The 25765-nt window shown below is 40.6% G+C and carries 27 protein-coding genes; 13 read left to right on the top strand and 14 right to left on the bottom strand.

Features of this window, described 5'->3' with window-relative positions; all coding sequences use genetic code 11:
* Window positions 1-2 precede the first annotated feature (2 nt).
* The gene (locus tag KHS79_RS01080; RefSeq protein WP_212715946.1) at window positions 3-641 is read left to right on the top strand and encodes a YigZ family protein; all 639 of its coding nucleotides are present in this window, start codon (window positions 3-5) and stop codon (window positions 639-641) included.
* A 43-nt stretch (window positions 642-684) separates the two neighbouring features.
* Here the strand turns inward: KHS79_RS01080 and KHS79_RS01085 are convergent, their stop codons facing one another.
* Window positions 685-1359 carry a transaldolase family protein gene (locus tag KHS79_RS01085; RefSeq protein WP_027708534.1) on the bottom strand — a complete coding sequence of 225 codons (675 nt, stop codon included), beginning with the start codon at window positions 1357-1359 and terminating at the stop codon, window positions 685-687.
* 131 nt (window positions 1360-1490) lie between these two features.
* Here KHS79_RS01085 and KHS79_RS01090 point away from each other — a divergent pair, with 131 nt between their 5' ends.
* From KHS79_RS01090 to KHS79_RS01100, 3 genes are all read left to right on the top strand, one after another.
* Entirely contained in the window at window positions 1491-2411 is a 921-nt protein-coding gene (locus KHS79_RS01090) for a glycyl-radical enzyme activating protein (protein WP_212715957.1), read from the top strand.
* A 2-nt stretch (window positions 2412-2413) separates the two neighbouring features.
* The gene (locus KHS79_RS01095; RefSeq protein ID WP_212715959.1) at window positions 2414-4843 is read left to right on the top strand and encodes a formate C-acetyltransferase/glycerol dehydratase family glycyl radical enzyme; all 2430 of its coding nucleotides are present in this window, start codon (window positions 2414-2416) and stop codon (window positions 4841-4843) included.
* A 97-nt stretch (window positions 4844-4940) separates the two neighbouring features.
* Complete coding sequence (locus KHS79_RS01100; protein WP_094788315.1) at window positions 4941-5681, top strand: DeoR/GlpR family DNA-binding transcription regulator; 741 nt, start codon at window positions 4941-4943, stop codon at window positions 5679-5681.
* Between the two features lie 73 nt (window positions 5682-5754).
* On the opposite strand, the gene KHS79_RS01105 is transcribed toward KHS79_RS01100, so the two are convergent.
* The 8 genes from KHS79_RS01105 to KHS79_RS01140 form a co-directional block, all read right to left on the bottom strand.
* Complete coding sequence (locus tag KHS79_RS01105; protein ID WP_094788314.1) at window positions 5755-6216, bottom strand: hypothetical protein; 462 nt, start codon at window positions 6214-6216, stop codon at window positions 5755-5757.
* Between the two features lie 401 nt (window positions 6217-6617).
* Complete coding sequence (locus tag KHS79_RS01110; RefSeq protein WP_094788313.1) at window positions 6618-6992, bottom strand: polysaccharide biosynthesis C-terminal domain-containing protein; 375 nt, start codon at window positions 6990-6992, stop codon at window positions 6618-6620.
* Between the two features lie 111 nt (window positions 6993-7103).
* The gene (locus KHS79_RS01115) at window positions 7104-8429 is read right to left on the bottom strand and encodes a DUF58 domain-containing protein (protein ID WP_094788312.1); all 1326 of its coding nucleotides are present in this window, start codon (window positions 8427-8429) and stop codon (window positions 7104-7106) included.
* On the bottom strand, window positions 8426-9403 hold the full coding sequence (locus KHS79_RS01120) for an AAA family ATPase (protein ID WP_212715961.1): 978 nt from the start codon (window positions 9401-9403) through the stop codon (window positions 8426-8428). The genes KHS79_RS01115 and KHS79_RS01120 overlap by 4 nt, the downstream gene beginning before the upstream one ends.
* Window positions 9400-10620: a DUF4350 domain-containing protein gene (locus KHS79_RS01125; RefSeq protein ID WP_094788310.1), complete on the bottom strand. Its 1221-nt coding sequence runs from the start codon at window positions 10618-10620 to the stop codon at window positions 9400-9402. The genes KHS79_RS01120 and KHS79_RS01125 overlap by 4 nt, the downstream gene beginning before the upstream one ends.
* Complete coding sequence (locus KHS79_RS01130; protein WP_212715963.1) at window positions 10617-12140, bottom strand: DUF4129 domain-containing protein; 1524 nt, start codon at window positions 12138-12140, stop codon at window positions 10617-10619. The genes KHS79_RS01125 and KHS79_RS01130 overlap by 4 nt, the downstream gene beginning before the upstream one ends.
* The gene (locus KHS79_RS01135; RefSeq protein ID WP_027708525.1) at window positions 12127-13110 is read right to left on the bottom strand and encodes a stage II sporulation protein M; all 984 of its coding nucleotides are present in this window, start codon (window positions 13108-13110) and stop codon (window positions 12127-12129) included. The genes KHS79_RS01130 and KHS79_RS01135 overlap by 14 nt, the downstream gene beginning before the upstream one ends.
* Window positions 13107-13787, bottom strand: a complete 681-nt coding sequence (locus KHS79_RS01140; protein WP_027708524.1) for an RDD family protein — start codon at window positions 13785-13787, stop codon at window positions 13107-13109. The genes KHS79_RS01135 and KHS79_RS01140 overlap by 4 nt, the downstream gene beginning before the upstream one ends.
* Window positions 13788-13938: 151 nt before the next feature.
* Between KHS79_RS01140 and KHS79_RS01145 the strand changes: the two genes are divergently transcribed.
* The 4 genes from KHS79_RS01145 (at window position 13939) to KHS79_RS01160 (ending at window position 15997) form a co-directional block, all read left to right on the top strand.
* Window positions 13939-14343: a GNAT family N-acetyltransferase gene (locus KHS79_RS01145; RefSeq protein WP_212715965.1), complete on the top strand. Its 405-nt coding sequence runs from the start codon at window positions 13939-13941 to the stop codon at window positions 14341-14343.
* A 621-nt stretch (window positions 14344-14964) separates the two neighbouring features.
* On the top strand, window positions 14965-15234 hold the full coding sequence (locus KHS79_RS01150) for a hypothetical protein (RefSeq protein ID WP_157365474.1): 270 nt from the start codon (window positions 14965-14967) through the stop codon (window positions 15232-15234).
* A gap of 20 nt (window positions 15235-15254) precedes the next feature.
* The gene (locus KHS79_RS01155) at window positions 15255-15725 is read left to right on the top strand and encodes a hypothetical protein (RefSeq protein ID WP_212715968.1); all 471 of its coding nucleotides are present in this window, start codon (window positions 15255-15257) and stop codon (window positions 15723-15725) included.
* A 14-nt stretch (window positions 15726-15739) separates the two neighbouring features.
* Window positions 15740-15997: a hypothetical protein gene (locus KHS79_RS01160; RefSeq protein WP_212715970.1), complete on the top strand. Its 258-nt coding sequence runs from the start codon at window positions 15740-15742 to the stop codon at window positions 15995-15997.
* 223 nt (window positions 15998-16220) lie between these two features.
* On the opposite strand, the gene KHS79_RS01165 is transcribed toward KHS79_RS01160, so the two are convergent.
* Complete coding sequence (locus KHS79_RS01165; protein ID WP_212715972.1) at window positions 16221-16721, bottom strand: hypothetical protein; 501 nt, start codon at window positions 16719-16721, stop codon at window positions 16221-16223.
* A gap of 225 nt (window positions 16722-16946) precedes the next feature.
* Window positions 16947-17495, bottom strand: coding sequence for an outer membrane beta-barrel protein (locus KHS79_RS01170; RefSeq protein WP_212715974.1), 549 nt, complete (start codon window positions 17493-17495; stop codon window positions 16947-16949).
* A gap of 1386 nt (window positions 17496-18881) precedes the next feature.
* Here KHS79_RS01170 and KHS79_RS01175 point away from each other — a divergent pair.
* The 5 genes from KHS79_RS01175 to purU all read left to right on the top strand — a co-directional run bounded on the left by KHS79_RS01175 (window position 18882) and on the right by purU (window position 23334).
* On the top strand, window positions 18882-19241 hold the full coding sequence (locus KHS79_RS01175) for a hypothetical protein (RefSeq protein ID WP_027708519.1): 360 nt from the start codon (window positions 18882-18884) through the stop codon (window positions 19239-19241).
* 92 nt (window positions 19242-19333) lie between these two features.
* Window positions 19334-19762: a DUF2628 domain-containing protein gene (locus KHS79_RS01180; RefSeq protein ID WP_212715977.1), complete on the top strand. Its 429-nt coding sequence runs from the start codon at window positions 19334-19336 to the stop codon at window positions 19760-19762.
* Between the two features lie 327 nt (window positions 19763-20089).
* Window positions 20090-20680, top strand: a complete 591-nt coding sequence (locus tag KHS79_RS01185) for a hypothetical protein (protein WP_212715979.1) — start codon at window positions 20090-20092, stop codon at window positions 20678-20680.
* A gap of 225 nt (window positions 20681-20905) precedes the next feature.
* The gene (gene sbcB, locus KHS79_RS01190) at window positions 20906-22381 is read left to right on the top strand and encodes an exodeoxyribonuclease I (RefSeq protein ID WP_212715981.1); all 1476 of its coding nucleotides are present in this window, start codon (window positions 20906-20908) and stop codon (window positions 22379-22381) included.
* 98 nt (window positions 22382-22479) lie between these two features.
* A complete protein-coding gene (purU, locus tag KHS79_RS01195) occupies window positions 22480-23334 on the top strand; it encodes a formyltetrahydrofolate deformylase (RefSeq protein ID WP_038291783.1) in 855 nt (284 codons plus the stop codon).
* 84 nt (window positions 23335-23418) lie between these two features.
* Here the strand turns inward: purU and KHS79_RS01200 are convergent, their stop codons facing one another.
* The 3 genes from KHS79_RS01200 to KHS79_RS01210 all read right to left on the bottom strand — a co-directional run bounded on the left by KHS79_RS01200 (window position 23419) and on the right by KHS79_RS01210 (window position 25756).
* Window positions 23419-24252, bottom strand: a complete 834-nt coding sequence (locus KHS79_RS01200; RefSeq protein ID WP_027709246.1) for an ion transporter — start codon at window positions 24250-24252, stop codon at window positions 23419-23421.
* 183 nt (window positions 24253-24435) lie between these two features.
* The gene (locus KHS79_RS01205; RefSeq protein ID WP_169719818.1) at window positions 24436-24813 is read right to left on the bottom strand and encodes a response regulator; all 378 of its coding nucleotides are present in this window, start codon (window positions 24811-24813) and stop codon (window positions 24436-24438) included.
* 319 nt (window positions 24814-25132) lie between these two features.
* Window positions 25133-25756, bottom strand: a complete 624-nt coding sequence (locus tag KHS79_RS01210) for a response regulator transcription factor (protein ID WP_027709248.1) — start codon at window positions 25754-25756, stop codon at window positions 25133-25135.
* Window positions 25757-25765: the final 9 nt, after the last annotated feature.

Below are 25765 nucleotides of genomic sequence, written 5' to 3' on the forward strand. Positions count from 1 at the left end.
ACATGTCTCTGGGAGAAAAAGACCTAAACAGTTATTTAATACCAGCTGAACCGGTGATGACTGAACTCGTCATTAAAAAAAGTCGTTTTATATGCTGGATTTATCCCGTTGAAAGTCGTCAGGAAGCGTTAGCTCAAGTGGCATCATTAACGGAGCAGTATCCCGATGCACGTCATCATTGCTGGGCCTATATTGCGGGACCACCAGAAGGCGCTACTCAAATTGCCTGGAGTGATGCAGGTGAACCACAAGGCACTGCGGGTAAACCCATTTTGAATGTTTTACAGCACCATGGCGTTAGGAATATTTTGGCGGTAGTTGTGCGTTACTTTGGTGGCATTAAGCTGGGAGCCGGAGGCTTAGTTCGTGCGTACTCAGGAGCTACGCAACAAACAATGGAAGCATTAAACACTACCATTAAAGTAGCCACTGAAGTCCTTGTTATTGAGTTAAACTACGACCAGGAACCTCGATTTAAACAGCTAATGAAAGAATATGGTGTGGAGCTTTTAGATAGCACATATGGTGTTTCGGTGTGCTATACATTATCAGTACCTGTGAGTGAATTAAAACTATTTACTGAACGTGTAACGAGCTTTTCTAAAGGTCAGCTTCAGCTCGCTACACATGACACCCAGTAAATGACGAATATTACTTACGCTATACCCAAAACGAAGGATATAGTTAAGTTTCATAGGAAAGCTGTTCGGCAAAGGCGCTTTGCCAGTGCTCATTAAACTCCTCAACAGCCATATTTACGGCAGGATGAGTATACATAGCCTGCATAATATCACAGGGTAGTGTAATTGCTTTGACACCTTCCTCTAATACAGATACAACTTGTTGAACACTTTTAAAACTGGCCGCTAGAATTTTACAACTTAAATTTGCGTTGGTAATGAGTTTTTGAAGTTTGGAAGCAACACCAATGCCATCACCACCTATTTGCGCTATACGATTGACATAGGGGGCAATGTAATCTGCACCATTATGGGCGGCAAGTAATCCTTGTGCCGTTGTATAAATAGCGGTAGCAAGAATAGGAATATTATCTTTTTTTAGGGTTTTGATTGCGGCTAAACCAGCTTCTGTGGCAGGAACTTTGACAACAATGTTGTATGGTAGCGCATGTAGTTTTTTAGCTTCAGCAATTATCCCTTCAACAGTCGCACTGATTGTTTGTACAAAAAAACGGCTAGGAGATTCCAGCTGAGTATTTAGGGTGGACAATAGGTGGTTAACACCACAATGTGACTTGGCCAGAATCGTTGGGTTTGTAGTAACACCTGACAGCTTAACTTTTGCGTGTAAACTCAGTATCTCTTCAATATCTGCACTATCAAGATAAAGCTCTACCATAACACTCACTCCATAGGTTGGTTCATTAAACTATACTCCACTTCCCATCATAAAGATTGATTTAAATCAATACAGCTTTCGAGTAAAAGTAATCTACTTTCGATAAGCGAAATGTTGATGTGGAAACGAAAATGCCAACCTCCTTCTATTTTGATATTCAACGCTTTTCAACTCATGATGGTGAAGGGATTAGAACGGTTTTGTTTTTAAAAGGCTGCCCTCTGTCTTGTATCTGGTGTCAAAACCCGGAAAGTCGAAGTCGTAATGTTGATCTTATGTATGAGGCCACCACCTGTATTAACGGATGTACCTTATGTCAGGATCGCTGCAGTGCAATCAAGCGGCATGGATCTTCTGAACTATTAATAGATCATCAGCAACTCAATCAGTTTGATATCAATAATTTAAAAACATGTTGTCCTGCAAAAGCCCTAAGAGTGGTAGGCGAACCTGTTGATATTCAATCCGTCTGTGAACAGTTAAAGCGTGATAAACCATTTTATACATCATCAGGCGGTGGTGTGACCTTTTCTGGAGGCGAACCGCTTATACATCCACATTGTGTTTATAGTATTGCTCAAAAAATGCAGGAAGAAAATATTAATGTAGCGATTGAAACAACATTACATGTCAGTTGGAAAAAAATAGAGCAAAATATGCCTGTCATTAATCAATGGCTGGTTGATTTAAAGCACATGGACGATAAAAAATTTAAACAGTGGACTGGAGGCACTTTATCTCTCGTCAAAAATAATTTGGTTAAACTGGCAGATCAGGTCAAAGATCTAACGATTCGTGTTCCAGTTATTCCAGATTTTAATGATTCTTTAGAAGAGTTGGCATTAATTACTGATTTTGCTGCACGTCTATCAAACTGCAAGGCTATTCACTTTCTCCCTTACCATACGTTAGGTATTCAAAAATATAAAATGTTGGGATTAAGCTATCAAGGAAAAGATAAGTCATTAGATAATCCTGAGCTTTTACAAAAAACATGTGAATATGCTGAGCACCATCCTTTAAAACAGCTTCAAACGTCAGTGAGAGGATAGTTATGAATCTGGACTACTTACCATTGCGTATACAAAAACATAAAGAAGTATTAATTAATATTATTAAGCCACCGGTTTGTACTGAGCGAGCTGTGGCATATACACGTGTTTATCAAAAAAATCCAACACTGCCCGTTATGATGAAGCGTGCTTTAGCATTGTCTGAACATCTTGAAACGAGGACTATCTGGATTGATAATGATGAATTAATTATTGGTAATCAGGCAAGCTATTTGCGTGCAGCACCGATATTCCCTGAATATACGGTTAACTGGCTAGCGAATGAAATTGATGCTCTCGCGGACCGACCTGGTGCAGGGTTTTCATTGTCAGAAGTGAATAAAAATACCCTGAAAGAAATAATTCCTTTTTGGCAAGGTAAAACGGCGCAAGACCAATGTTATGCACAATTCACTGACGAACAAAAGGCAATATTAGATTCTGGTATTATCAAAGCTGAAGGTAATATGACTTCAGGCGATGCGCATCTTGCAATAAATAATAAAAAATTATTAGCAAAAGGTCTGGATGGATTGTTGGCAGACGTTAAATTGCAAAAACAGTTAGTCTCACATAATAGTGAAGAAAGTCATTTAGGAAACACACAATTTTTAGACGCAGTACATATCGTTATCGAAGCGGTACAAAAGCATATTAAACGATATGCAAAGCTGGCTGCTGAAATGGCTCACCTGGAAACACGTGCTTTTAGAAAGCGTGAGTTAGTGGTTATAGCGGAAAACTGTAATCATATTGCCCATCAAAAGCCAGAAACGTTTTGGCAAGCATTGCAGTTGTGTTATTTTGTACAACTTATTTTACAAATTGAGTCCAATGGACATTCGGTGTCTTTTGGGCGAATGGATCAATATTTATATCCCTTCTATAAAAAAGATGTTGAGCAAAAAAATCAACTGACCCGAGGCTTTGCATTGGAACTGTTACAAAGCTGTTGGTTAAAATTATTAGAGGTGAATAAAATTCGTTCAGGTACTCACTCTAAGGCTTCAGCTGGCAGTCCATTATATCAAAACGTCACTATAGGGGGACAACAGCTTGATCAACAGGGTTATCCTATTGATGCCGTGAACAGTTTATCATTCGCCATTTTGGAATCCTGTGGACAGCTACGCTCAACCCAGCCAAATTTAAGTGTGCGCTACCACCAAAATATCTGTCAGGACTTCCTGCTCAGCTGTTTAACAGTGGTTAAGTGTGGGTTTGGTATGCCTGCATTTAATAATGATCAAATTGTGATACCAGCATTTATAGATTTAGGTGTAAGCCGTGAGGATGCTTATAACTATGCAGCCATTGGCTGTATTGAAACGGCTGTGCCCGGTAAATGGGGTTATCGCTGTACAGGCATGAGCTTTTTAAATTTTGCCCGTGTTTTGTTGGCGGCACTGGATGAGGGAAAAGATGCTACAACACAACAAGTGTTTTTAGCCCATGAAAAATCCCTTAATAAAGGCAACTTTAATAACTTTGATGAAGTAATGAGTGCCTGGCAACAGCAAGTTCAATATTTTACACGTCATTCGGTTGCGATTGATGCGGTTGTTGATACTGCTTTGGAACAGCTAGCACCAGATATCTTTTGCTCGGCATTAGTTGATGATTGCATTAGTCGTGCTAAATCTATTAAAGAAGGTGGTTCGGTGTATGACTGGGTATCAGGCTTACAAGTGGGTATTGCAAACTTAGGCAACAGTTTAGCCGTATTGAAACAGCTTGTATTTGAACAGGAAAAAGTATCACAGCCAGCGTTAGCGAAAGCATTGGCAGATAATTTTAATGGTATTGAAGGTGAGCAGTTACGCCAAGTGTTAATTAATTATGCCAGTAAATACGGTAATGATGACTGTGACGTAGATAAGTTATTGGTGCAAGCTTATGACATGTACATTGACGAGTTAACGCAGCATAAAAATACCCGTTTTGGTCGTGGACCAATTGGTGGTGGGTATTATGCAGGTACATCAAGCATCTCTGCAAATGTCCCCTTTGGTGCAAACACAATGGCGACACCTGATGGCCGTAAAGCGTATGCGCCACTTGCAGAAGGTGCAAGTCCTGCTTCAGGTACTGATACTCATGGCCCAACAGCGGTATATAGTTCCATTGCAAAACTGCCAACAGATAAGATTTTGGGTGGTGTATTGCTTAACCAAAAACTAACACCAGGTACACTGGAAACGGAGCAGGATTTTTATAAACTATCCATGCTTATACGTACGTTTTTTGATGTCTATAAGGGATGGCATGTGCAATATAATATCGTATCCCGAGAAACGTTGTTAGCGGCTCAGGCCAATCCGCAAGAATATCGGGATTTAGTGGTGCGTGTTGCTGGGTATTCAGCATTTTTTACAGCGCTCTCGGTGGATGCACAAAATGACATCATTGCCCGTACGGAACATTGTTTGTAAGATAGCTTTTATCATTTAGTACGCTAAGTACCGTATAGATAAATTGTCTTTAAAAAGAGTGTTATAGGTAGTGATATAGAAAGCTTTAAGGAGCACTGTGAACGCAAGACACCTGGAAATTATCCATTTAATCAATGAACATAAACGGTTAACGGTCAGTGAGCTAGCAGCCCACACAGGTGTTTCAGAGGTTACTATTCGCAGTGACCTCTCTTATCTGGAGCAGCAAGCCCACTTAAAACGCGTTCATGGGGGGGCTATTTCGGTACAGACCGATGATGTTAATGAACGGTTGACAATTCACTTTGATGTAAAGCAGCGGTTAGTAGCACATGCGGCGGATTTAGTATTACCGGGGGAGACCGTATTAATTGAAGGAGGAAGTGCTAATGCATTACTCGCCAAAGCATTAGCACAGCGTGGTGATGTTTCTATCATTACCCCAAGTGCTTATATAGCGCACTCACTTAAAAATGATCATATCGATATTATTTTGCTGGGTGGTGTTTACCAGTCGCAAAGTGAAAGTTTAGTTGGACCATTGACGAAACTGTGTATTGAGAATATTAATTTTAGTACGGCATTTATTGGTGTGGATGGTTTTCATCAAAATACAGGCTTTACCAGTCGCGATATGATGCGTGCAGATGTCGTACATGCTATTTTGAAGAAAAAACAGCGTAATATTATTCTGACTGATGCCAGTAAATTCGGAAAAATATGCCCCACAACGTTGGGTAAGATTGATGACTTTACTACTGTCATAACGAATCAAGGTATACCTGAAGTAGATATCACTTGGCTACAAAGTCAAAAACTGAAACTGATTTTAGTCTGATAGATTAAAATCAATTGGGCCAGAAGCCTATGAAGGCCGTCTGGTTTAATAGGTTAGCCATGAAATGAATCTCTCAGCAAGCTTTCTTTAAAACTTTTGCAATCAGATGCTCATGATCAAATCGATTAAGAAACTGCTCAGCTCTTTTAATGGGGTTGAATAAGTATTGGTTTGGACCAAGCATTTTCCGCTGATTGAGACTATCGGTATCAAGTAGTGGAAAGTCAACCACTTCTATGTGAGCATCCCATCCTGGATAACGTGCAGACCAGCCTTTCCGAAAGTGAGCTATTAGCTGGTTTTTGAGCGAATAGCCATGAAAGTCAAAAGCAACAATACCATCAGTGACAAAAATGTGGTTCCCATAGAATCCGGCTTTAGGCAAAATCCTCAAAGCATAAAAGCCTTTATCTGAGAATTTTTTAAGGAAAACCCCGGCTAAAATATGACATGCGCCAAAGCTAAAAAAAATACGGTCCGGTAGATGCCACCTTTTTTCAGGATATTTTTTTATCCCTGGTTTAAGAAAGTACAATACAAACCCTCCCTCCCTTAGTATTTAGCGATGAATGTTGTAGTTTAATATGATACTACCTGATGTCTCCTACAGGGAAATTGTATATAAACATATACCCTTCACGAATGATTTCTAGGTTTTGTTATCTTCACTCCTCATCCCAATCACCTATTAACATAGGCTCATGGGGCTTCGTCACTCGATGGCCGCACCTAAAAACCATTCCTATTGGGTATATTTGTAACTAGTGAAAATAAAGATTGTACCAATGCAATGCATGAATCAAGCATTGCACACCCACCATTTGCTATCTTCTGGTCACATTTAAATAAAAAATAATCCTAATTCATTGTAGGGTATGATAAGACAAAGGTGGGTAGTATTCGTTGAACTGTTTGCTGCATTCTGCAGCAGATAAGTTAAACAGCTTCACGAATGCGATCATTGGCGATATCTTCAATCGAATTGTTTTCTAAAATGATAATGTCCGTTAACGCTTCCATTTTATGAACGACATTTGGAAAAACTTTAATTACCTTATGCTCATCGATAATTTGTTCTTTGATTTCTGATGTGCCATGGAGTCGATATAAGAGCTTTACTTTTCCAGATATAAGCACGAAGGTTTTTTCTTTAGTACCAATGTTTTTGCCTTCGTGGTATGTATTCCCACTGATTGAGCCTGCTTTTCGCGTTAAGAAAACAAACTGGCCATAATCTTTTATACTAAATTTTTTGGTTACACCACGTTCATCTGAACCAATGGGGGCAAAATCAATGACTTCTACTTCCATTTCGTTACCTCTTGAATATGAAATCAATTTCATGGTCAACCATTACTTTAGCAGCCCATTCCATTACTGGTATGCTTATTGAGTTTTTGTTCATACGATTAGCTTAAAGGATTATAATTGATTACTCCGTTTTATATCCAAGTATCGATTCACTATCGCAGGGGGGAGTTTTTCGGGCAGGCTATCCAGAGTAAAAATTGACTGGCTGATTAATTGGTCATGTAAGGCTTTGCGCTGTTTTAAATAGACTTCACTGGCCGCATGATTTAATGCACCATTAAAGTCTTCAATGGGTTGGGTATGCAAGGTATCCAGAATATGTTCCCGCAGATTAGCCAGTAGAACCAAATGCCGACGACGAAGTAGCTTTAAGGCTGGAATTAAATCATCCGCATTTTCATCTCGCACATTAGATAAGGTGATGATTAATGAACGCTTTGGTTGATATTGCATTAAATGTTTAGCTGCAGATGAATAATCACTGGCCTGTGTTGTTGCCTGCAAATCGTAGACTTGATTAAGTAACTGATTAATGGTGTGCAGGCCTTTGGTAGGTGGGTACCAGCGGTGTTGTCCACTAAAAGTAATAAGGCCTACTGCATCCCCTTGCTTTAGCGCAACATACGCCAACAGTAGCATAGCGTTTAAACAATGGTCGAAATGGCTGAGGTCACCATCTTGTGTGCGCATACGCTGACCGCAGTCGAGCATAAAGATAATTTGCTGGTCTCTTTCGTCCTGGTATTCTCTGGAAATCAGCTTACGTTTTCGCGCACTCGACTTCCAGTCAATTTGGCGCATACTGTCACCTTCACGGTATTCTCGTAACTGGTGAAATTCCAGACCTTCTCCGCGCCGAGGTTTTTGGCGAATGCCCATCTGGCTGACGTGATTATCCGTCGCCAATAATAAATAATGACTGATGGCAGCAAAGTTAGGATAGACACGGGTTTTCGTGGAGGGTCCTAGGCAAAACTGGCGCTGCCATAGCCCTATAAGACTAAAGCTTTTAATATAGCAAGGTGTGAAGCTGTATTCACCACGATGTAATGGGCGTAACTCGTAGTGTATTACCAGCCGCTTTGCGGGTGGAATGGTTATATCTTGGGGTAGGTTTTTAACTTCATGACCTTGAGGATACCCATCAATAACACTTAACAGTTGTGGGCTGTCCTCTGTATTGGTCATGATCAGCTTTATTTTATGCCACTCACCCAGCGACATTGATGCTGGGGCTTCACGCTCAATATGTAAAACGGGTGATTTGATTAGCGTTAGGCTGTCAATTAATAACAGAATAAGGGTTGCGGCAAAAAGATAGTGTCCATAGGTTTCTAAAAAATTGAGGTTATACCCAAAAAGGTTACCGATAAAAATAAGACAGGTGGCAATAGTGATGCCACCGGACAGAAAAAGTAAGCGTTTACTTGGTGTCATGATCTTGGAGCAGCAACACTGTCTAGTAGATTTTTCAACACTTCCTCTACAGAAAGTCCCTCAATTTCCAGCTCTGCCGCTAAGCCTAGTCGATGTCGCAAAGCAGCAGGCGCAACCGTTTTGACATCGTCTGGTGTAACAAAGTGCTGTCCTCTTAGTAACGCTCTAGCGCGTGCTACTCGAATCAAGGCAATTCCACCCCGTGGCCCAGCACCATGGTTTAACCCTTGCCAAGCACGTGTGGCGTGAATAATCCGAATAGCGTAATCCAGTACCTGGTCATCTACATCAACTTGCGCCGTCACTTTTTGTAACTGAATAACGCCTTCTGGCGAAACAACTTGTTGTAACTCAGAGACGTCGAGTACATCAGATAACTTATTTGTCGTCACCAATGAAACAAGGTTTTTTTCCGCCTCAAGAGAAGGATAGTCAATACTTACTTTCAACATAAAGCGGTCCAGCTCTGCTTCTGGTAATGGGTAAGTACCTTCTTGTTCAATCGGGTTTTGAGTCGCTAACACCATAAAAGGTGGTTGAAGAGGTAAGGGACGACCTTCAATAGTAATTTGTTTTTCCTGCATGACTTCCAGTAAAGCCGCTTGGGTTTTTGCAGGGGCTCGGTTAATTTCATCGGCGAGCAATAAGTTGGTAAAGGCTGGCCCACGACGTATTTTAAATTCTTCACTTTTCATGTCGTATATTGCATGGCCTGTGACATCACTCGGCATGAGGTCAGGAGTGAATTGAATACGCCCGAATTTACAGCCAAAGCAAGCGGCTAATGCTCTCACCAGTAGTGTTTTCCCTAAACCTGGAACCCCTTCGATTAGTACATGACCTGAGGCAAGTAACGTCATCAGGACTTGGTCAACGACAGACTCTTGCCCAATGACGGCTTTATTAATTTCGGTACGTATGGCATTAACTTGTTCAGAGGCCTTGCTGAATATTTCTGGATTAAGGCTACTCATAGCTGGTTCCTGATATGTTGCAGGTTTTTAGTAACACGAATAAATTCAATTTCATTGTGTAAGGTGTCCTGGGACATTGTCCACTGCACCTCTTCAATAGGTAAGCCACTTAATGTCGCTAATAATTGATACTGTTTCACTTGAGACAGCTCACTGTATTGTTTGTGATGCAAGCGAATACGTTGCTCTACTTGTTGCTTTAAAGTGTTAATGAGGTAACCAGATTGCTTATTACGCCAGAAGAAACTAGCGACAGCTTGTAAATGTTCGAGTAACTGGCGTCGTTCTGGGCTGGCTTCTGGTTTTGTCTGGCCAAAGCGCTTGGCATGATACCAGCAGAAAAAAAGAATAAATGCAGCCAGTGAAAACAGTATAGGCAGTGCGTGCTGTACTAATAGTTGCCATAGAGATGGGTATTCCAACCCGTAAAGCCACCAAACAGAAGTGTGATCAGCTAATAATAAGCGTAAAAGATAAGCATGGTCATAATCACCAATTTCATCATTTTGCCAAATACCCATATATGTCAGCACAGTGACACGGCCATCACCAATGGTTTTTTGAATGAGCTGATATGGTGGTTCAACACTGTTTTTTAACAGTAACTCACCTTGTGTGTTGACTAAACCAAAGCTTGTTTGTAAATCAATGGTCAATGGTTCTTTTTCAGTCGGCCAGATTAATGTATTGGGTAAACGAACCGGTGTTTTACACAGAGGTACGTCTTCTGTGGTATTGTCACTTTCAGTTTTTTTGGATGATTTTTTTTGCTGTAAAGTATTACGTTCGTCGTCTTGAAGATAGACGGCTTTAATTCCCCAAGACTCCAACAGCGGGTCAAGTACCTGATCGTCAAATAACCATGGCTCGCTATAACTGACTAATAAATGCCCACCATTGCGAACCCAGGTATCTAATTGCTGACGGCGCTGCTCTGACAAAGAAGCTCTGGAACTGCTTAAAATGATGGCATCACTGGTTTTAGGTAGATTATCCAGTAGCTTTAAGTTTTTATGGCTTTCAATATGGATATTGTTTCGCTTAATAAAACGCTCAGCCGCAAGGTATTCATTCAGTCTTGCTTCTGTAGAAGGTGGTACCCACTCAGTGTCGTCATAGGGTTCTAGCATTAACCAGAAGAGACCTACAAAAAGCAATATGAAACCTAAAATAATGAGGATGGGCCAATTGACTTCAAATGATGCTTTACGATTCATTGGTCACCCTGCATAAATAACTGTTGCCACTGTTGGCAAAGTGCTAATAGCGCCGATCGGTCAGGTAGCTCATGTCCATAAGCCGTCGTGGTCCAGCACAGGGTGAGCTGGTGAAAAAAATCACTGAACTGGGGGGTGTCTTTCTCTACAAGTTGGCAACACTCACCTTCAGTATGAGAAGATTGAAAACGAAGCTGGTAATTGTGAAGTAATTTACTCAGCGTCCCGCGGTATAACAAGCTTAAGGCTTCCCGGGGGTTATGGTTACTCAGTGTACGAACGTGGGCAAGCAAGTCATCGGGTAAGTGTGACTGTCGTATATCCAAACCCATTATTTCTGTAATGGGTTGTGCTTTTGGTGTCTTTTTCCAACGCCACTGTTTAGGTACTAAATAATTAACCCAGCGACGATAGCGGTAAAGTAAAAAGACGACTAACGCAATGGCTGCACCCCATAATAAAATTTCAATTAATTGGGCCATGCCTTTAATAAAGGACTCTATGCCAGAAAAGTCGAGATCATGTTCTGGTTCTGGAACATCTTTTTTTAAATTAAAGTCAGGTAGACGATAGTTAGTGATGTTTTTGTGGTAGCCAAAGTCATGGTCTGCGAGAATTTCATTAATTTGCTGTTTGGCGACTATTTTAGGTTTATTGGGTTCTGTTGTTGCTGATGTTTGTGCCCAGCTTGCGTTAGGTAAGCTCAAACAGGTGGTAAGCAGTATGCCTGCTCCCCAGGCGAGAATACTAGCAAGCTTAGTGGTTGCCAGATGAGATTGTTGGTGACGAGCCAGTAAACGACGAAAGGCAATTTCAGTATCCCAAGCTTCTAGGTGAGTACGGCTATTGATGTACAATGAAAAGCCGCAGGCAATATAGAATGGATTAAATAAAACGATAAAGATATACATCAGTATACAGCCAAGCCAGAGCGCGATGTCTGTTGAAAACAGACCAAAAAAAGCTAAACGGTCTTGATGTTGAACAACTTCATCCGGAATCATCATATTAATAAAAGCAATGGTGGCGAGTAAAAAAAGCCATAATAATCCATGCAGAATCAGTGTTAATAAAATAGATGCGCCACCTCGTATATGGAGAATTTGTAGACGTCTACGGCGCTTGGAGCCATTTAATTCTTCCAATACACTGACTGGTAAATTAAATGAGCGGTGGGGGCTAATTCGTCGCCACAAGAGTGAGGAAAACCACTGAATACGACAGGTTTTACCTGCAGCAGCAAGCAATTGGCGATAACTCAGTGACTCCCCAAAAAGTAATCGGCTGTAGTAAAACAGTGTGGGCTTTTCCCAGATCCCCTGTAACCACCAGATAATCACCACAGCCCAATAGGGTTCATCATTAAACAACCAGCAAAGCAGTAAAAATATTGGCAGAGTGATTATTAAGCTGACCATTAATGGAGGCCAGAACCAGCGTTTGGTCATCGCCAGTCCTAAGTCAACCGCTTGCCAGCTACTACGAGGGCGGACAGTAACGGTTATTTTACTCAGATCCATGTGACCTCCGGCCGACCCCTAAAAAGTAGCAGATAACAATGGTCCACAGTCCCACAGCTACCCAATACTTAGTGTATGCAGGGAAGAGGGTAGATGAAGACCAGAAGGCTTCAATAAAGGCGGCAATCACCAGCATGCCAATTACGCCGTAAATAAGTTTGATACTGATCTGAGAGGCTTTCATGAGAGCTGCTTTACGACTTAGGTTGCCAGGACTTATCAGTGCCCATCCCAGCTTTAAACCTGCACAGCCCGAAATCGCAATAGCCGTTAACTCAAAGGAACCATGTCCGCAGACAAAGGAATAAAAGGTTTCAACATAACCAATATTAATCATATGGGCACCTAGCCCACCAAAAAGTAATCCATTAAAAAACAGAATAATTAAACTGCCAATACCGGCTAACAGACCACCTGCAAAGGTTCGAAAGCCGACAGTAATATTGTTTTTTATATAGTGACCAAACATTGCAAAATCGTCAGCTGAGTCGCGTTCAAAGCCGATGATTTTGCGTGATGGCTCGTACATAGACTCAAAGTTGACAACCGTTTCTCGATCAATAAAGCTGTATAACACATCAGGTGACATCCAGACGGCTAACCCAAAGAGTATTGCTGGTAAATAAAGTGCAAGGGTTGCAATCCAAAAAAAACGCCACTCCTGTCGAATAAGTTGTGGAAATTCGTACAAAAATAAGCGACCCAACTTACTCCAAAAACCTATTCGTTGTCGGTAAAGACACTGGTGGCCCAAAAGTGAAAGTTGATTAAGGTGCTCCGTTAAAAAACGGCTGTATTGACGCTGTCTTGCTAATGCTAAATGGTTACAGGTTTGTCGATATAGGGTAATAAATTCTTCCGCTTCCTCAGTACTGAGTGGCTTAGGAAAAACCTTAGTGACTTGTTTGGCAAGTGTTTGCAGACGGTCCCACTGAGCCTGATAGCGTCGTTCAAAATCTTGCTGCTTCATTGTGATGACAACAGACCCTTGGCTAGTTGATGTAAATAGGTGACAGCTGAGGTACCTTCACGCTTGAAGACCGGTTCAACAATATTGGCAAGCTCCTCTGCTCTTGCATTCGATATTGAACGGTAGCGTTCTGCAAAATTAATAATGGCGCGCTGTTCTTCAATAGCAAGTGAGATGGGCAGTTTAATTGGCGTTACGTCAGGTAACGTATTCAGTTTGGCGGTTGGTTCGTTATAAACAACAAGCGTGCCTGCTGCTATGTCGCCTAGTCGTTTGAAATCTTGTCGTAATGTCATCGTCACCAGTCCAGTAACATAAAACAGTGGTAGCCAATCGACATAGCGAATTAGGTTACGCAAAAAAGCACGGGAGAAACTGACAGGGGTGAAGTTTTCATTAATCACTTGAATATTCATGGCACGCTTGCCTGGCGTTTGACCATTATAAAAGGTCTCAAACAGAGCGCCGTAAAAGGTATCGATAATAAACGCAAAAATTAGGAATAAGCCAAAGCCTAAGTCGCCAAAAATCTCCAGAATAATTCCGAGTATTAGAAAGACAACAGCCCGAATGACAAAGTCAATCAAAAACGCAGTCACTCTAACCAGTGGACCTGCGACGTCTAATTCTAGCCGAATGCCTTCGGGCGTTTCATAAGTTTTGCCGGTGTCTAACATTTAATCAAAAACCGTTAACGTCTACTGCAAATGCTATAGAAGATAGCACATATCTGAATGCTAATACATTGGATGCCTTGAGTTTATTGTTGTGAGCTGATGAGGTTGTATATAATAGACCCCATTTCTGTTTTGGATAAACGCGGTACTTATGAACATAAAGCAAATTAATGCTGAAGATGTATTACCGGTAAGGCATCAGGTTCTCTGGCCTGAAAAGCCCATTGAGTTCTGTTGTGTTGATGAGGACGTAACAGGTATGCACTTTGGTGTTTATCTGGATCAGAGGCTGGTTTCAGTTGCTTCTATTTATATTGATGGCACTCAGGCAAGATTACGAAAGTTTGCTACATTGAATGACTATCAAGGAAAAGGTATTGGTTCGGCATTGATTGAGTATGTACTTACGTACTTAAGGGAGTCCAGGATTCAGTACTTGTGGTGTGATGCGCGTGAGTCCGCGGGTTCCTTTTATCAGCGCTTAGGATTTAAAGCATTTGGTGAGCGTTTCTTTAAATCTAGCGTACCATATTTTAAAATGGGCCTTGTTTTGTAAAATAAACCTCATGCAGTCAAAACTATTTCTTTATATACCCAATACGAATGGTTTTTAAGTGCGGCCATCGAGTGACGAAGCCTCATGAGCCTATATTAATAGGTGATTGGGGTGAGGAGTGAAGATAACAAAACCTAGAAATCATTCGTGAAGGGTATATTATCGGTTTGAATATTGGCTTTTGGTTTTGTTAAGGGTGACTGTATAGCTAATCCCGCTTTTATCAAAAGATTTAATAAGTGATGTATTGATGTTGTGATAAGTCATCGTTTTTCCAGAAGGAAAGTGTACTTTTATCTTCATGTTTATCTCGCTTGTTTCTCTTTTTATTATGTTTGCTCTAATATGATGAAAGAGTATAAAAATACTATTAATTAGTAAAATTAATGATTCTAATTGAGCATAAGATAAACTTATCTGTAATAATTATCTCTTTACACCCTGGGCTGATGTCTATAACAGCCTCTGCATATTAAAGTCCCTTTATTTCCATCAGTTTATTTTTTGACTGGTTCAACTGATGCTAAAATTTTGCTATTTGCGGGTTGTTAGCCTTTACTCTTCCTTGATATGCCCTCCGCTTTGGGTATAGAAAAGATTAATACGAGAGACGAGCTTATTATGACTGAGATGTGGTATGACTTTTCAGAAAATATGGATTCTGTTGAGTGGATTTCTGAGCTTCCGAGTGGATTAGTGAGTAAGCGTATTAATTTACAATATCAGCGTGTGGAACTAAAGAAAGTCGCGGAAGGTTATATCATTTATATAGGGCCAGCTGATCCTGATAAAGGTGGCGATGGCATAGAAATTAATTTAGATAACCAAATGAACCTTACAGATTATGTGATTGAAAGGATTGAACCTGTACCTATTAACAATAGCCCTTAATTAAGGGGGGCAGGTGAAAGATGGCAGTACTTGTGCATATTACTAGCATAGAGAATGAGGCAGCTATCAAAAGAGCGGGTATAAAGCCCGGCTATAGAAATGTTGTATTTTTTATGCCCCATATGAAAGATTGTTTTATATCACATCAATGGGCGCGGGAACTTAAGCGGTTTGGCATTAAGAATTTTGCAGCTGTTGACTTCAAAATACCAGACGATGAAGAAATATGGTTTGGTAAATACCATTTGCAACATGAAAAAATGGAGTTAAATAAAGCAATTTCATTATTTATGAATGCTGAGGATAAACTAGGGTATGAATTTTTTATTGACAGAAAAATTGAACCAAGGGAGATTATAAAGATAAGAAAAATCCCTAAACCGATGGGGTGGCGGTATCAACCTCATGCGCATGGTAAAAAACCTTGTCCTTGTCCTAGATGCCTACAAGCTGGAGGCTATAAAACAAAAAAATTGAAAGTGAGTCAATAACAAAAGCAGAGGCAATGGAAATTATTGCTACAAGTAATGATGAAGATGAACTATGGGAGGCTGTTCGTCGCTTACAGGGTAAATGGAAAAAAGGCTCTCCTCAAATTCTTGAACGTATCCTGAGTTTTAATGATGAATACCTTTTATGTGATTTAATTGAGTTATTATCAGAGTATAGGCATCCTCTCGCAAAGGAATACTTGATTAGGCTAACTGAATCAACATGTGATGATGTTAGTGAGTTAGCCTATGAAAAATTAAAGAAAAAATAATTTTAAGTGTTTAAGCCTTAACAGGTCCTAACGTGGAGGGGGATTTAAAGCCCAAGGTTATGGGCTTTTATACCCTTCACGAATGATTTCTAGGTTTTGTTATCTTCAGTCCTCGCCCCAATCACCTATTATTTATAGACTCATGGGGTCTCGTTACTCGATGGCCGCACTTAAAAACCATTCGTATTGGGTACATATAAGTTATTATAGTATGGTGTGGCTTTTACGAGGAGCAACGAACAAGAGTTTCAATACGGTTTTTGTCTTTAATATTCCATAGTAATGTATTGGCATCTTTAGGTTTTAAGTAAAACTGTTCTTCATAACTTTCTCCTTCACCTGAGCATTGACTTTGAATGTGCCAATAGCCATCTTCATATTTATCGGTATTCTGAATGTTGCATGACCACTCGTAACCTGAAATTTTTTCTGAAGTAACTTCAAGTGGAAAGTGGTAAGTTGCAGGGTCTGTCTTAACCGTTTGACAATCTTCTTTCGAGTATGCCCAATTGCCCACAATACTTATTTTTGAGGTTTCTTCGATGGTATGCCCAGCTTGTTCGGCTTGTTCGGCTTGTTCGGGCTGTTCAGGTTGGACAGTACTTTCAGAATGTGTTTCAGCTTTGACTTGCTGATGGGTTTGCTTGTTGCTGTCTTCTTGTTGAGAGCAGCCAAGCAGGCTTAAACAACAAAAGGATACGATGGATAACTGTTTTAAGTTCATAAGGTCACCCCTAGGTTGAAACAGGTAATAGGAAAAAAATTGAGAATTGTATTTGTAGCGATTAGACAACAGTTGTGTGTGATGATTTCGTTTAACACCAACATCAATTCTTAATATAAGGTGTTGGTATATATTATGAGTCTTGTTATCCATTGATAGGACAGGCCAACTTGATTACTAGGATACTGCCATGAGTCATTGAGACTCATAGCAGTTCCTTAGTGCTTAGAATTTTAACTGAACACCTGCAGAAATAAAGTCAACGTGATCAACGTCACTTACGTCGTCAATGCGCTCCCACTCGGCGACAATATCCATATTAGGTGCAAGTGCGAACTTTGCTCCAACACCATAAAACAGGTCAGTGCCAGTTTCATCGTCACTAGCGCTGGTAAAACGGCCCCGATAGTGGCCATCAGCATCCCAGCGCATTGCCCCGATTTTACTGGTCAGGCTGAACTGGTTATTAAGGGGTAATGTTCCAGTAAGCGCAACCCCTAAGCCTTCAGCCTCAACGGAATATTTACCAAAACGATTTTTTCCTGTGGTTTCGCCAAAGTTGTAATAACCTGCTTCAATACCAATGTTTTGGTTTAATTGATAACCACCATAAAGTTTCCAGCCGGTGTCTTTTTCATCACAACTAAAACCGTCGGCGCATTCATCAAAATCAGTTTGACCAACATTGCCCCCTAGGTAAAAGCCATTACCTTGAGCGAGACTTACACCACTCATTAATGTAGTGATACAAAGTACAAGAATTTGTTTTTTCATAAAAACCTCTCTTGTTTTATGGGTGATAAAAAGATGTGATACGTAAAAAAATGGTTGTTTTGATGAGGAAATATTTGAAGGAATTATTGTTTGATGCTTTAGGTTAAGGTCATAATATAAGATATAAAAAATGATCAAAATTTATTTTATGTATATAAGTCATTTGTTGTAAGCAGAATGTTTTATGTTTGCTGGTTAAGTGGCAAATAATAAATAGCTGGTAGAAAAACGCATTGCATTTTTTGTGAGTTTCTGTTTTGTCTTGATGTATTGCGTATATACTGAGGCCCACTGCGCAGTGCCTTTTTGTTCTTACAAAAAAAACACTATACCCTTCACGAATGATTTCTAGGTTTTGTTATCTTCACTCCTCATCCCAATCACCTATTAATATAGGCGCATGGGACTTGGTCACGCGATGGCCGCACCTAAAAACCATTCGTATTGGGTATATTTTCGAGGGGGAAATGTTTGTGAGTATGAATAAAAGAGTGTGATTTGGTTATAGTTAATCTGGTCTATTTAGATTGATTTAATGCGGAAGGTTAAAATATGTTAATAACGTATTATTTCGTAAGTTTTCGTCAACACAAATAGTTAAAAAGTAATGTGAGACTATGCTATACCCACAACAAAGCGTATAAGTGAAGTGATTCAAAGCATGACCTTGTGTGTGTTCTAAGATTTAAAAATCTTACCTGTCTTGCTATTCAATGTTTGAGTACACTATAGTCAATCCGGAGTACTTGTTATGCCAGTAACCTCAGTGAAAGATATGTTCTAAGACCGGTAACCACGTTAAAACTGAATTAAAGCCTGGGATTTATACTCAAAGCGAAGGGTATAGGCTACAAGCACTCTTAAAAAGGCATTAATAGGAGATTCATTGAAGAATATGACGAGTTTGATAAAAACGTTTCAATGTGACCAAAACGCAAATAGCTGGGGTCTATGAAAAAGGTAACGCTGGCTATACCAACTTCGTAGTAGCAAGCTGAATTACTGTAGTGACAGAATCTCCACTACAGTATACCTGTGACATGGACGTTTTTGGGCGACAGGCATTATGGTGTGATGAAGCTTAAAACTTACCTTGAGTGTATTGATATCCATGTGAAAACCATGTGAAAAGCTAGATGCACTTAACTCTAAGTCCCGAGTGACAAAACACAGTCGGTAAGTCTAAAAGTCAATGGTGAAGGGTATTAATCTTGCGAGTTGGCTTGTTGGGGGAGGTATTGCCAGCACTCATTCCTGTGTGAGTGTTGAAGTATTTAATGGAGTCGTTAAGTTTAATTGAAAAGCAGGATCATGAGATCTTGGTTAAACATGAATATATACCCTAAGTGAAGGGTATTGCGTTAGAAACGTTAAGGGAAACTGCCTATGTTATGGAATGCTGTAAAGCCTATTTGTGTTGTACTCTCTCTTTGTTTGACGCCCCTGCTAAGTTATGGTGAAACTCATGCAGATACACCTTCTAAAACAGAAAGTGTGAAGTCAGACAAGGTGAAAAGTGAGTCTTATCTCTCTTATGGTGAGACATTATCCCAGATTTTAATTCAGTATAAAAACAAACCCATCACTGTTGTGCTTTCTTCTGGTCAGGAGCTCTCGGGAACAGTAGAAAGTATTAATGATTCACTTGTTGTAATTAAATCACTAAAGGGTAGAGAGTTTTATGATGCAGTTGTGCGTCATAGCATGATTGATGCCCTGATTGTTCGCAGACCTGAGAAGCAGTAGTTATTTTTGGTGTGAAGGAATTATGCACTAAAGCATTTCATGTTTTAGCTTGAAGTATCCCTGTTACGAAGGGAATAAACAAAGGACTGGCTATGAATAAATACATGATTTTTGAAAATAGTGCTCATGATATCCAAGTGGTAAAGCGTGGCTGGTCATGGCCTGGTTTTCACTTTGGTTGGCTGTGGGCTCTTTTTAAGGGGCTACCGTTACTGGCCTTATTTGGTATTAGTGTCATAGTGGTAGCATACATCTCTTGTTTACTTTATTTGTTTCACTATGGTATGCAGCTCATACTGCTCGCACTGGCTTTGAGTTATCTCATACAAAGTGTTTGTTGTGGCATGGTTGGTAATAAGATGATGTACAGACAGCTAGCCAAAAAGGGTTTTGAGTTAATTACAGTGATACCCGCTCATAGACCTGACATTGCGTTACGCGTCTACCGGCAGCGACGAAATGAGCAAAACTACCAGCGGTTACGGTTTTCTCAACGGCAAGCTCGGTTAAATATTGCTTGATATAGACTCAGTGAAAATAGTAAGGCATGGTGCTGTTTCTATTAGTGAAGCAGTACTGTGTTTTTTTGGTATTATACACCTGTAGTTTTTTACGTGACGAATGTGTCTTTGTCAGCCAGGTAAATCTCTCCCAAAAAACTTCACTATACATATTGATAAGTCTTAACGCTTAATGGCATGTTGACAGCATGAAAGCGTATCTTTCAAAAAAATTAAATTTAGCCCATGCAATTAATGTGATAGTGTTAGTGGTTTTTGGTGCATTAATGATGTTAATTTGCACCGCAAATGAGAAATAAAACACTAGCATAAGTGAAGAGGTCACCTTTGAAACGGTTACGCTACCTGCTGTTATTCATTTGCTTCTGGGTTTCTGGTTGTCTTTTCCCTGAACGCTTTTCAGCCGAAATTGCTATTCATAAAGATCTTTCATTTGATTTTAAATATGAAGGAATTCTCACTGCAATTATGGCTCGTGCAGATGAAACTGAGCAGGGACATATCAGTAGTGAGCGAGAGCGCGAAATGTTGAGATGGGCTGAAGAGCTTAAACGTGATCCTGGCTTTAAACAGGTTAACTATATTGGTCATGGTCAGTTTAAAGTTGCTTACGAAAAACATGGTCAGCTTGATAAATCATTTGCGTTCGTAGCTAAAGACATTAAGTTAATATCAATAGTTCCAAAGAAAAATAATACAATTGAGATAAAGGGGTTAAAGGTCTCAAAATCTAGGCGTCATAAGTTGAATGTGCTGGGGATGACGATAGAAGGTGACCTACATATTGTGAGTGATTTGCCAGCAATTCAGCATAATGCACAAGAGTTTCATGCCAGTGAGTCATCTACGGCGATTTATCATTGGCATGTTGCATCACTGACTGATCCTGCGCCAAGGTTAGTGTTGTCAGCGCTGTAGTATCATGTACTACCCCTATACTTAGGTATTATGGATAACATCCATCAGTAAAAAGTAAGCGTTAAAAAAAGCCCTACTGCATAAGTAGGGCTTTTTTTATTGAACATGACCAGAGATGGGTGACTGTGATGAGAGTTTGTAGTGTATAGCCTGTTTTGGTTGCGATGGCTGCTAATAAGCTCAGGTGTTATTATTGCGAGAGCGACAATGGAATAGATGCCTGTTATGCCTAAAACAACTCTTTTTTTTCATGATTATGAGACATTTGGTGCAGATCCAGCTCGAGATAGGCCTGTGCAGTTTGCAGGCATTCGTACTGATACTGAGCTGAATGAAATTGACTCACCCTTTGTAGTGTACTGCCAACCAGCAGGAGATACATTGCCCCATCCTGAAGCGTGTTTGGTGACGGGGATTACACCACAGATTGCGCATGCTGAAGGGGTTAATGAGGCAACATTTGCCCAGTTAATTCATCAACAACTTGCTCGACCTTATACCTGTAATCTAGGGTATAACTCTATCCGTTTTGATGATGAGGTTACGCGGTTTTTATTATATCGTAACTTCTATGATCCTTATGCAAGAGAATGGCAAAATGGCAACTCACGCTGGGATTTGCTGGACGTGGTGCGTTTAACCTATGCCTTACGCCCGGAAGGCATCAACTGGCCAGCTTCTGATGGCACTCCGAGCTTTCGCTTAGAGCATTTATCGGTGGCTAATAATATCTGTCATGAAAATGCACATGATGCTTTGTCCGATGTTCGCGCAACCATTGCCTTAGCGAAGCTTATAAAGTCCTATCAACCACGCTTGTATGACTATGCGTTTTCTCTCCGCCAAAAACGGTTTGTGTTTCAGCAAATAAATCAGGTTCAGCATAAGCCTTTTATTCATGTCTCAGGGATGTTTTCGGCGGCACGAAGTTGTTTAGCGATTGTTGTGCCTATTGCTGTGCACCCGTTGAATAGCAATGGTGTGATTGTGTATGACTTGTCAGTAGACCCTACGCCGCTGCTGGAGATGGATGTTGAGGCAGTAAAAGCCCGACTTTTTACTGCGCAAGCTGAGCAAGGTGAAAACCTGGTTAAAATTCCCCTGAAAGTGGTACATGCCAATAAATCACCAATGATTGCCCCCTTAAAAACACTACGAGAAGAGGATATTCAACGCTTAGAAATAGATATGGGGCTATTAAGACAGCACTATGACCTGCTCATAGGTAATCCTCATTACCCCACTGAGCAATTAATAGCCAAAGTACAGCAGGTGTTTGCTGATCCTCCTAAAAGTGACACTCAAGACCCTGAGCTTATGCTTTATAGTGGTGGTTTTTTGCCTCAGGAGGATCGTGAAAAAATGCAGTTGGTCAGGGAAGAGAAACCTGAGCATCTTGCTCACTTAACGCTAAACTTTAAGGACTGGCGACTGGATGACCTGCTGTTTAGGTACCGTGCTCGTAATTATCCAGAGCTGCTGACCGAGGAAGACAGAGCTGAGTGGCTGGCATATCGTCGTCATCGTTTACTGGGTGGGGAAGAGGGCACTTTGACATTGGCAGAACTGTACCAACGGATTGAAAGCTTAAAGCAGGAGGAGTCTGAACCAGATCGCTTACATATTTTAGACCAGTTAGCAGCTTATGGGCGGCAGCTAGAAACTGAACTGCAGGGTGCTAATGTTGTGGAAAGTCCGTAATTATTGCCATTGCGAGTGACTTGAGCAAACGCCTATAATGCGCTGCTTGCCAGTGAGGTCTGGCTTGAAAGCAGAAGTTTGATTTGTTTGAGGACATTATGTCACGCACTTATCGGTTAGTTGTAGCCTGCCCTGACAGGGTGGGTATTGTTGCGAAAGTAAGCAGCTTTCTCGCGACTTATAATGGGTCTATCACGGAGGCAAACCATCACTCTGACCCGGTAACGGGCTGGTTTTTTATGCGTCATGAAATCTGCGCTGACTCTTTGCCTTTTGATTTAGATGGTCTGCGTACAGCGTTTGCTCCTATTGCGAAAGAGTTTGGCATGGAGTGGATGATCACTGACTCTGCTGAGCGTAAGCGAGTGGTTTTGATGGCAAGTCATCAGTCACATTGCTTAGTGGATCTTTTGCATCGTTGGCATTCCGGTGAATTACACTGTGATATTCCCTGTGTTATTGCTAACCATGAAGCGTTACGAGGGATTGTTGAGTGGCATGGTATCCCGTATTTTTATGTACCCGTTGATAAAGAAAATAAAGCCAAGTCATTTAATCGCGTGGCACAACTGATTCGTGAGCATGATGCGGATACGATTGTATTAGCGCGTTATATGCAAATACTGCCACCGTCGCTGTGTGAGGAATATGCAGGGCGGATTATTAATATTCACCACAGTTTCCTGCCTTCATTTGTAGGTGCCAAGCCATACCATCAAGCCTATGAGCGTGGCGTAAAACTAATTGGTGCAACATGTCACTATGTCACTGAAGAGCTTGATGCAGGTCCAATTATTGAGCAGGATATTATTCGTGTGAGTCATCGCGATAGTATTGAGGATATGATTCGACTGGGTAAAGACTGTGAAAAAAATGCGTTAGCAAGAGGGCTTCGCTATCATCTTGAAGACAGGGTTCTAGTGCATAATAATAAAACTGTCGTATTTACCTGATTAAAAGACTGTATCTATACCCTATGAGGGTGCTTACTCTGCCAGGCCTCACTTTACCTTTTATGAGGCCTTGTTCTAAGTGTACTACCGGTGTGTGGCCAGTTTTGCACCACAGAATTTACAGTGTTGTGCATCTCGATCATGTCCTGCCCGTCCACAGTTATGACAACCATGAATGACCTTTTCTCGTCTAAGTTCAACGGCTAACTCAGCTGTGATAATACCTGTGGGTACAGCAATAATAGCGTAGCCTGTGATCATAATCAGCGATGATAATGCTTGGCCTAAGATGGTTTGGGGGGTGATGTCGCCATAACCTACGGTGGTAATGGTAACGATAGACCAATAAATACTTTTTGGAATACTGGTAAAACCATTTTGGGGACCTTCAATCAAGTACATCAGAGACCCAAAAATAGTAACTAAAACCATAACAGAAATTAAAAACACAAAAATTTTGCGGCGGGAAAGTAAAATTGAGCGCATTAATATGTTAGCTTCCCCTAAATAGCGCATTAGTTTTAATATCCGAAAAATCCGCAGTACTCGAAATAGTCGAATAATAATTAAAAAGTTGGCTTGGGTAATAAATAAAGCGAAATAACTAGGTAATACAGAGAGCAGATCAACTAATCCATAGAAACTTCGTGCATAACGCCAAGGTTTAGGGCAGCAATAAAGTCTTATGATGTACTCGATAGTAAATAATGAGGTAAAAAACCACTCAATGGTTTGAAAAGTGATCTTATATTCTTTAGAGATCGCTTCAACTGAGTCTAAGATGACAGCGGCAACACTGAGCAGGATGGCATAAATCAGGGCGATATCAAAGTACCTACCTGCGGGAGTATCAGTACCAAAGATTACTTCATAAGTTTTTATACGGAACTCATGGTGTTTATCACGGAGTTTTGTCATAGAAAACCCATTGTAGTGAGACTGTATTGGGTAGCAATTATATATAGTATACGCTTAGAAAATGCTATCTAATGACAGCATTACCATTAACTGATGTGAAGTTTTAACTGATGTTTGTTGAGTCGAAGCGGGACTCAGTGGAAAGGGTTAAGTTATTAGTGCTTAACCGGTAATTGATTATTACTACTCATGATCTTTGGCAAGGAGTGCTTGTAAAATAATCTGAATACGGCGACTGTTAACGGGCTTAGTAAAGAAATCCAGTGCCCCTTGCTTGATAGCATTTACCGCACAGTGGACATCACCAGATTGACCAACCATTAACACAGGTAGTTCATCATTTAACTGCTGAATATGTTGCAATAAAGCTGAGCTGTCCATATCGGCTAAAATGGGAGCACTAAAAATACATAATGGAGCTTCGTGATTAAGCTCTGCCAGTAATTGTGCTCCAGAGCTTAGCGTCTTAGCTTCTATATTAAGACGCTGACAGACTTCAGAGATGGTATTTAATGTGTGTCTGTCATTATTGATAATAAACACAGATTTGTTGTATGACATAGCCACATTCATAAAGCTTCAGTATCAGGCCTAAAAAAATATTTTGGTCGTTATCGGGTGAATTGGCTAAGGATTGAATACAATGTCTTGAGTAGCCATAGTGTGGGGTGCGAGCACCTTTAAAGTTCACCTCAATGGGATAAAGTAATATAACCCATCATGCTGCTAAGTCTATGGGGTGAGCCTTAAGTACAAAATCTGTAATTTTACTGGCTCATATTCGGGATGTACCTAACAGGTAATATGTGGAAGGGTACCAAGATTAGCCTAAGTACCCTTTAGTGTGTTACTTACAAAGGAGGGACGCAAACCATTGTCGTTAAAGTTCAACCTGATCTTTCACTTGCATCACTTGGCGCACTAGGTGTGCAAGGGATTTAGTACCCATTTTTTCCATAACGCGTGAGCGATGGATTTCGACGGTGCGCTGACTCAAGTTGATATCGGCAGCGATGACTTTATTGGCTTTTCCTTCAACAACATGCTTAAGCACTTCACGCTCGCGTTCGGTCAGTGTGGCAAGTCGTTTTAATATTTCTTTATGTTCCAGTAACTCTTTCCGCTGTTCACTGTCCAGCTTCAGACCATCATTAATAAGGTCAAGCAGCTCTTGGTCACGAAAAGGCTTTTGGATAAAGTTCATTGCACCATCTTTAATGGCTTGCACAGCCATTTGTACATCACCATGTCCAGTAATGAAAATGATGGGTAGAATACAGTGCATTTCGTTTAACTTGCTTTGTAGTTCTAAACCACTCATGCCTGGCATCCGAATATCAAGCACGATACAGCCTGGACGATTTTCGTCATAGGATGCTAGAAACTCAGCAGGGGATGCAAACACTTCAACACGTTGCCCCACTGATTGCATTAACAGTTTTAATGAGTCTCTAACGGCCTCATCATCATCAATAATAAAAACAGTGGGTTCCTGCTCTTGCATATTCTCTCC

Source organism: Zooshikella ganghwensis (assembly GCF_018263875.1).
Taxonomy (GTDB): Bacteria; Pseudomonadota; Gammaproteobacteria; order Pseudomonadales; family Zooshikellaceae; genus Zooshikella; species Zooshikella ganghwensis.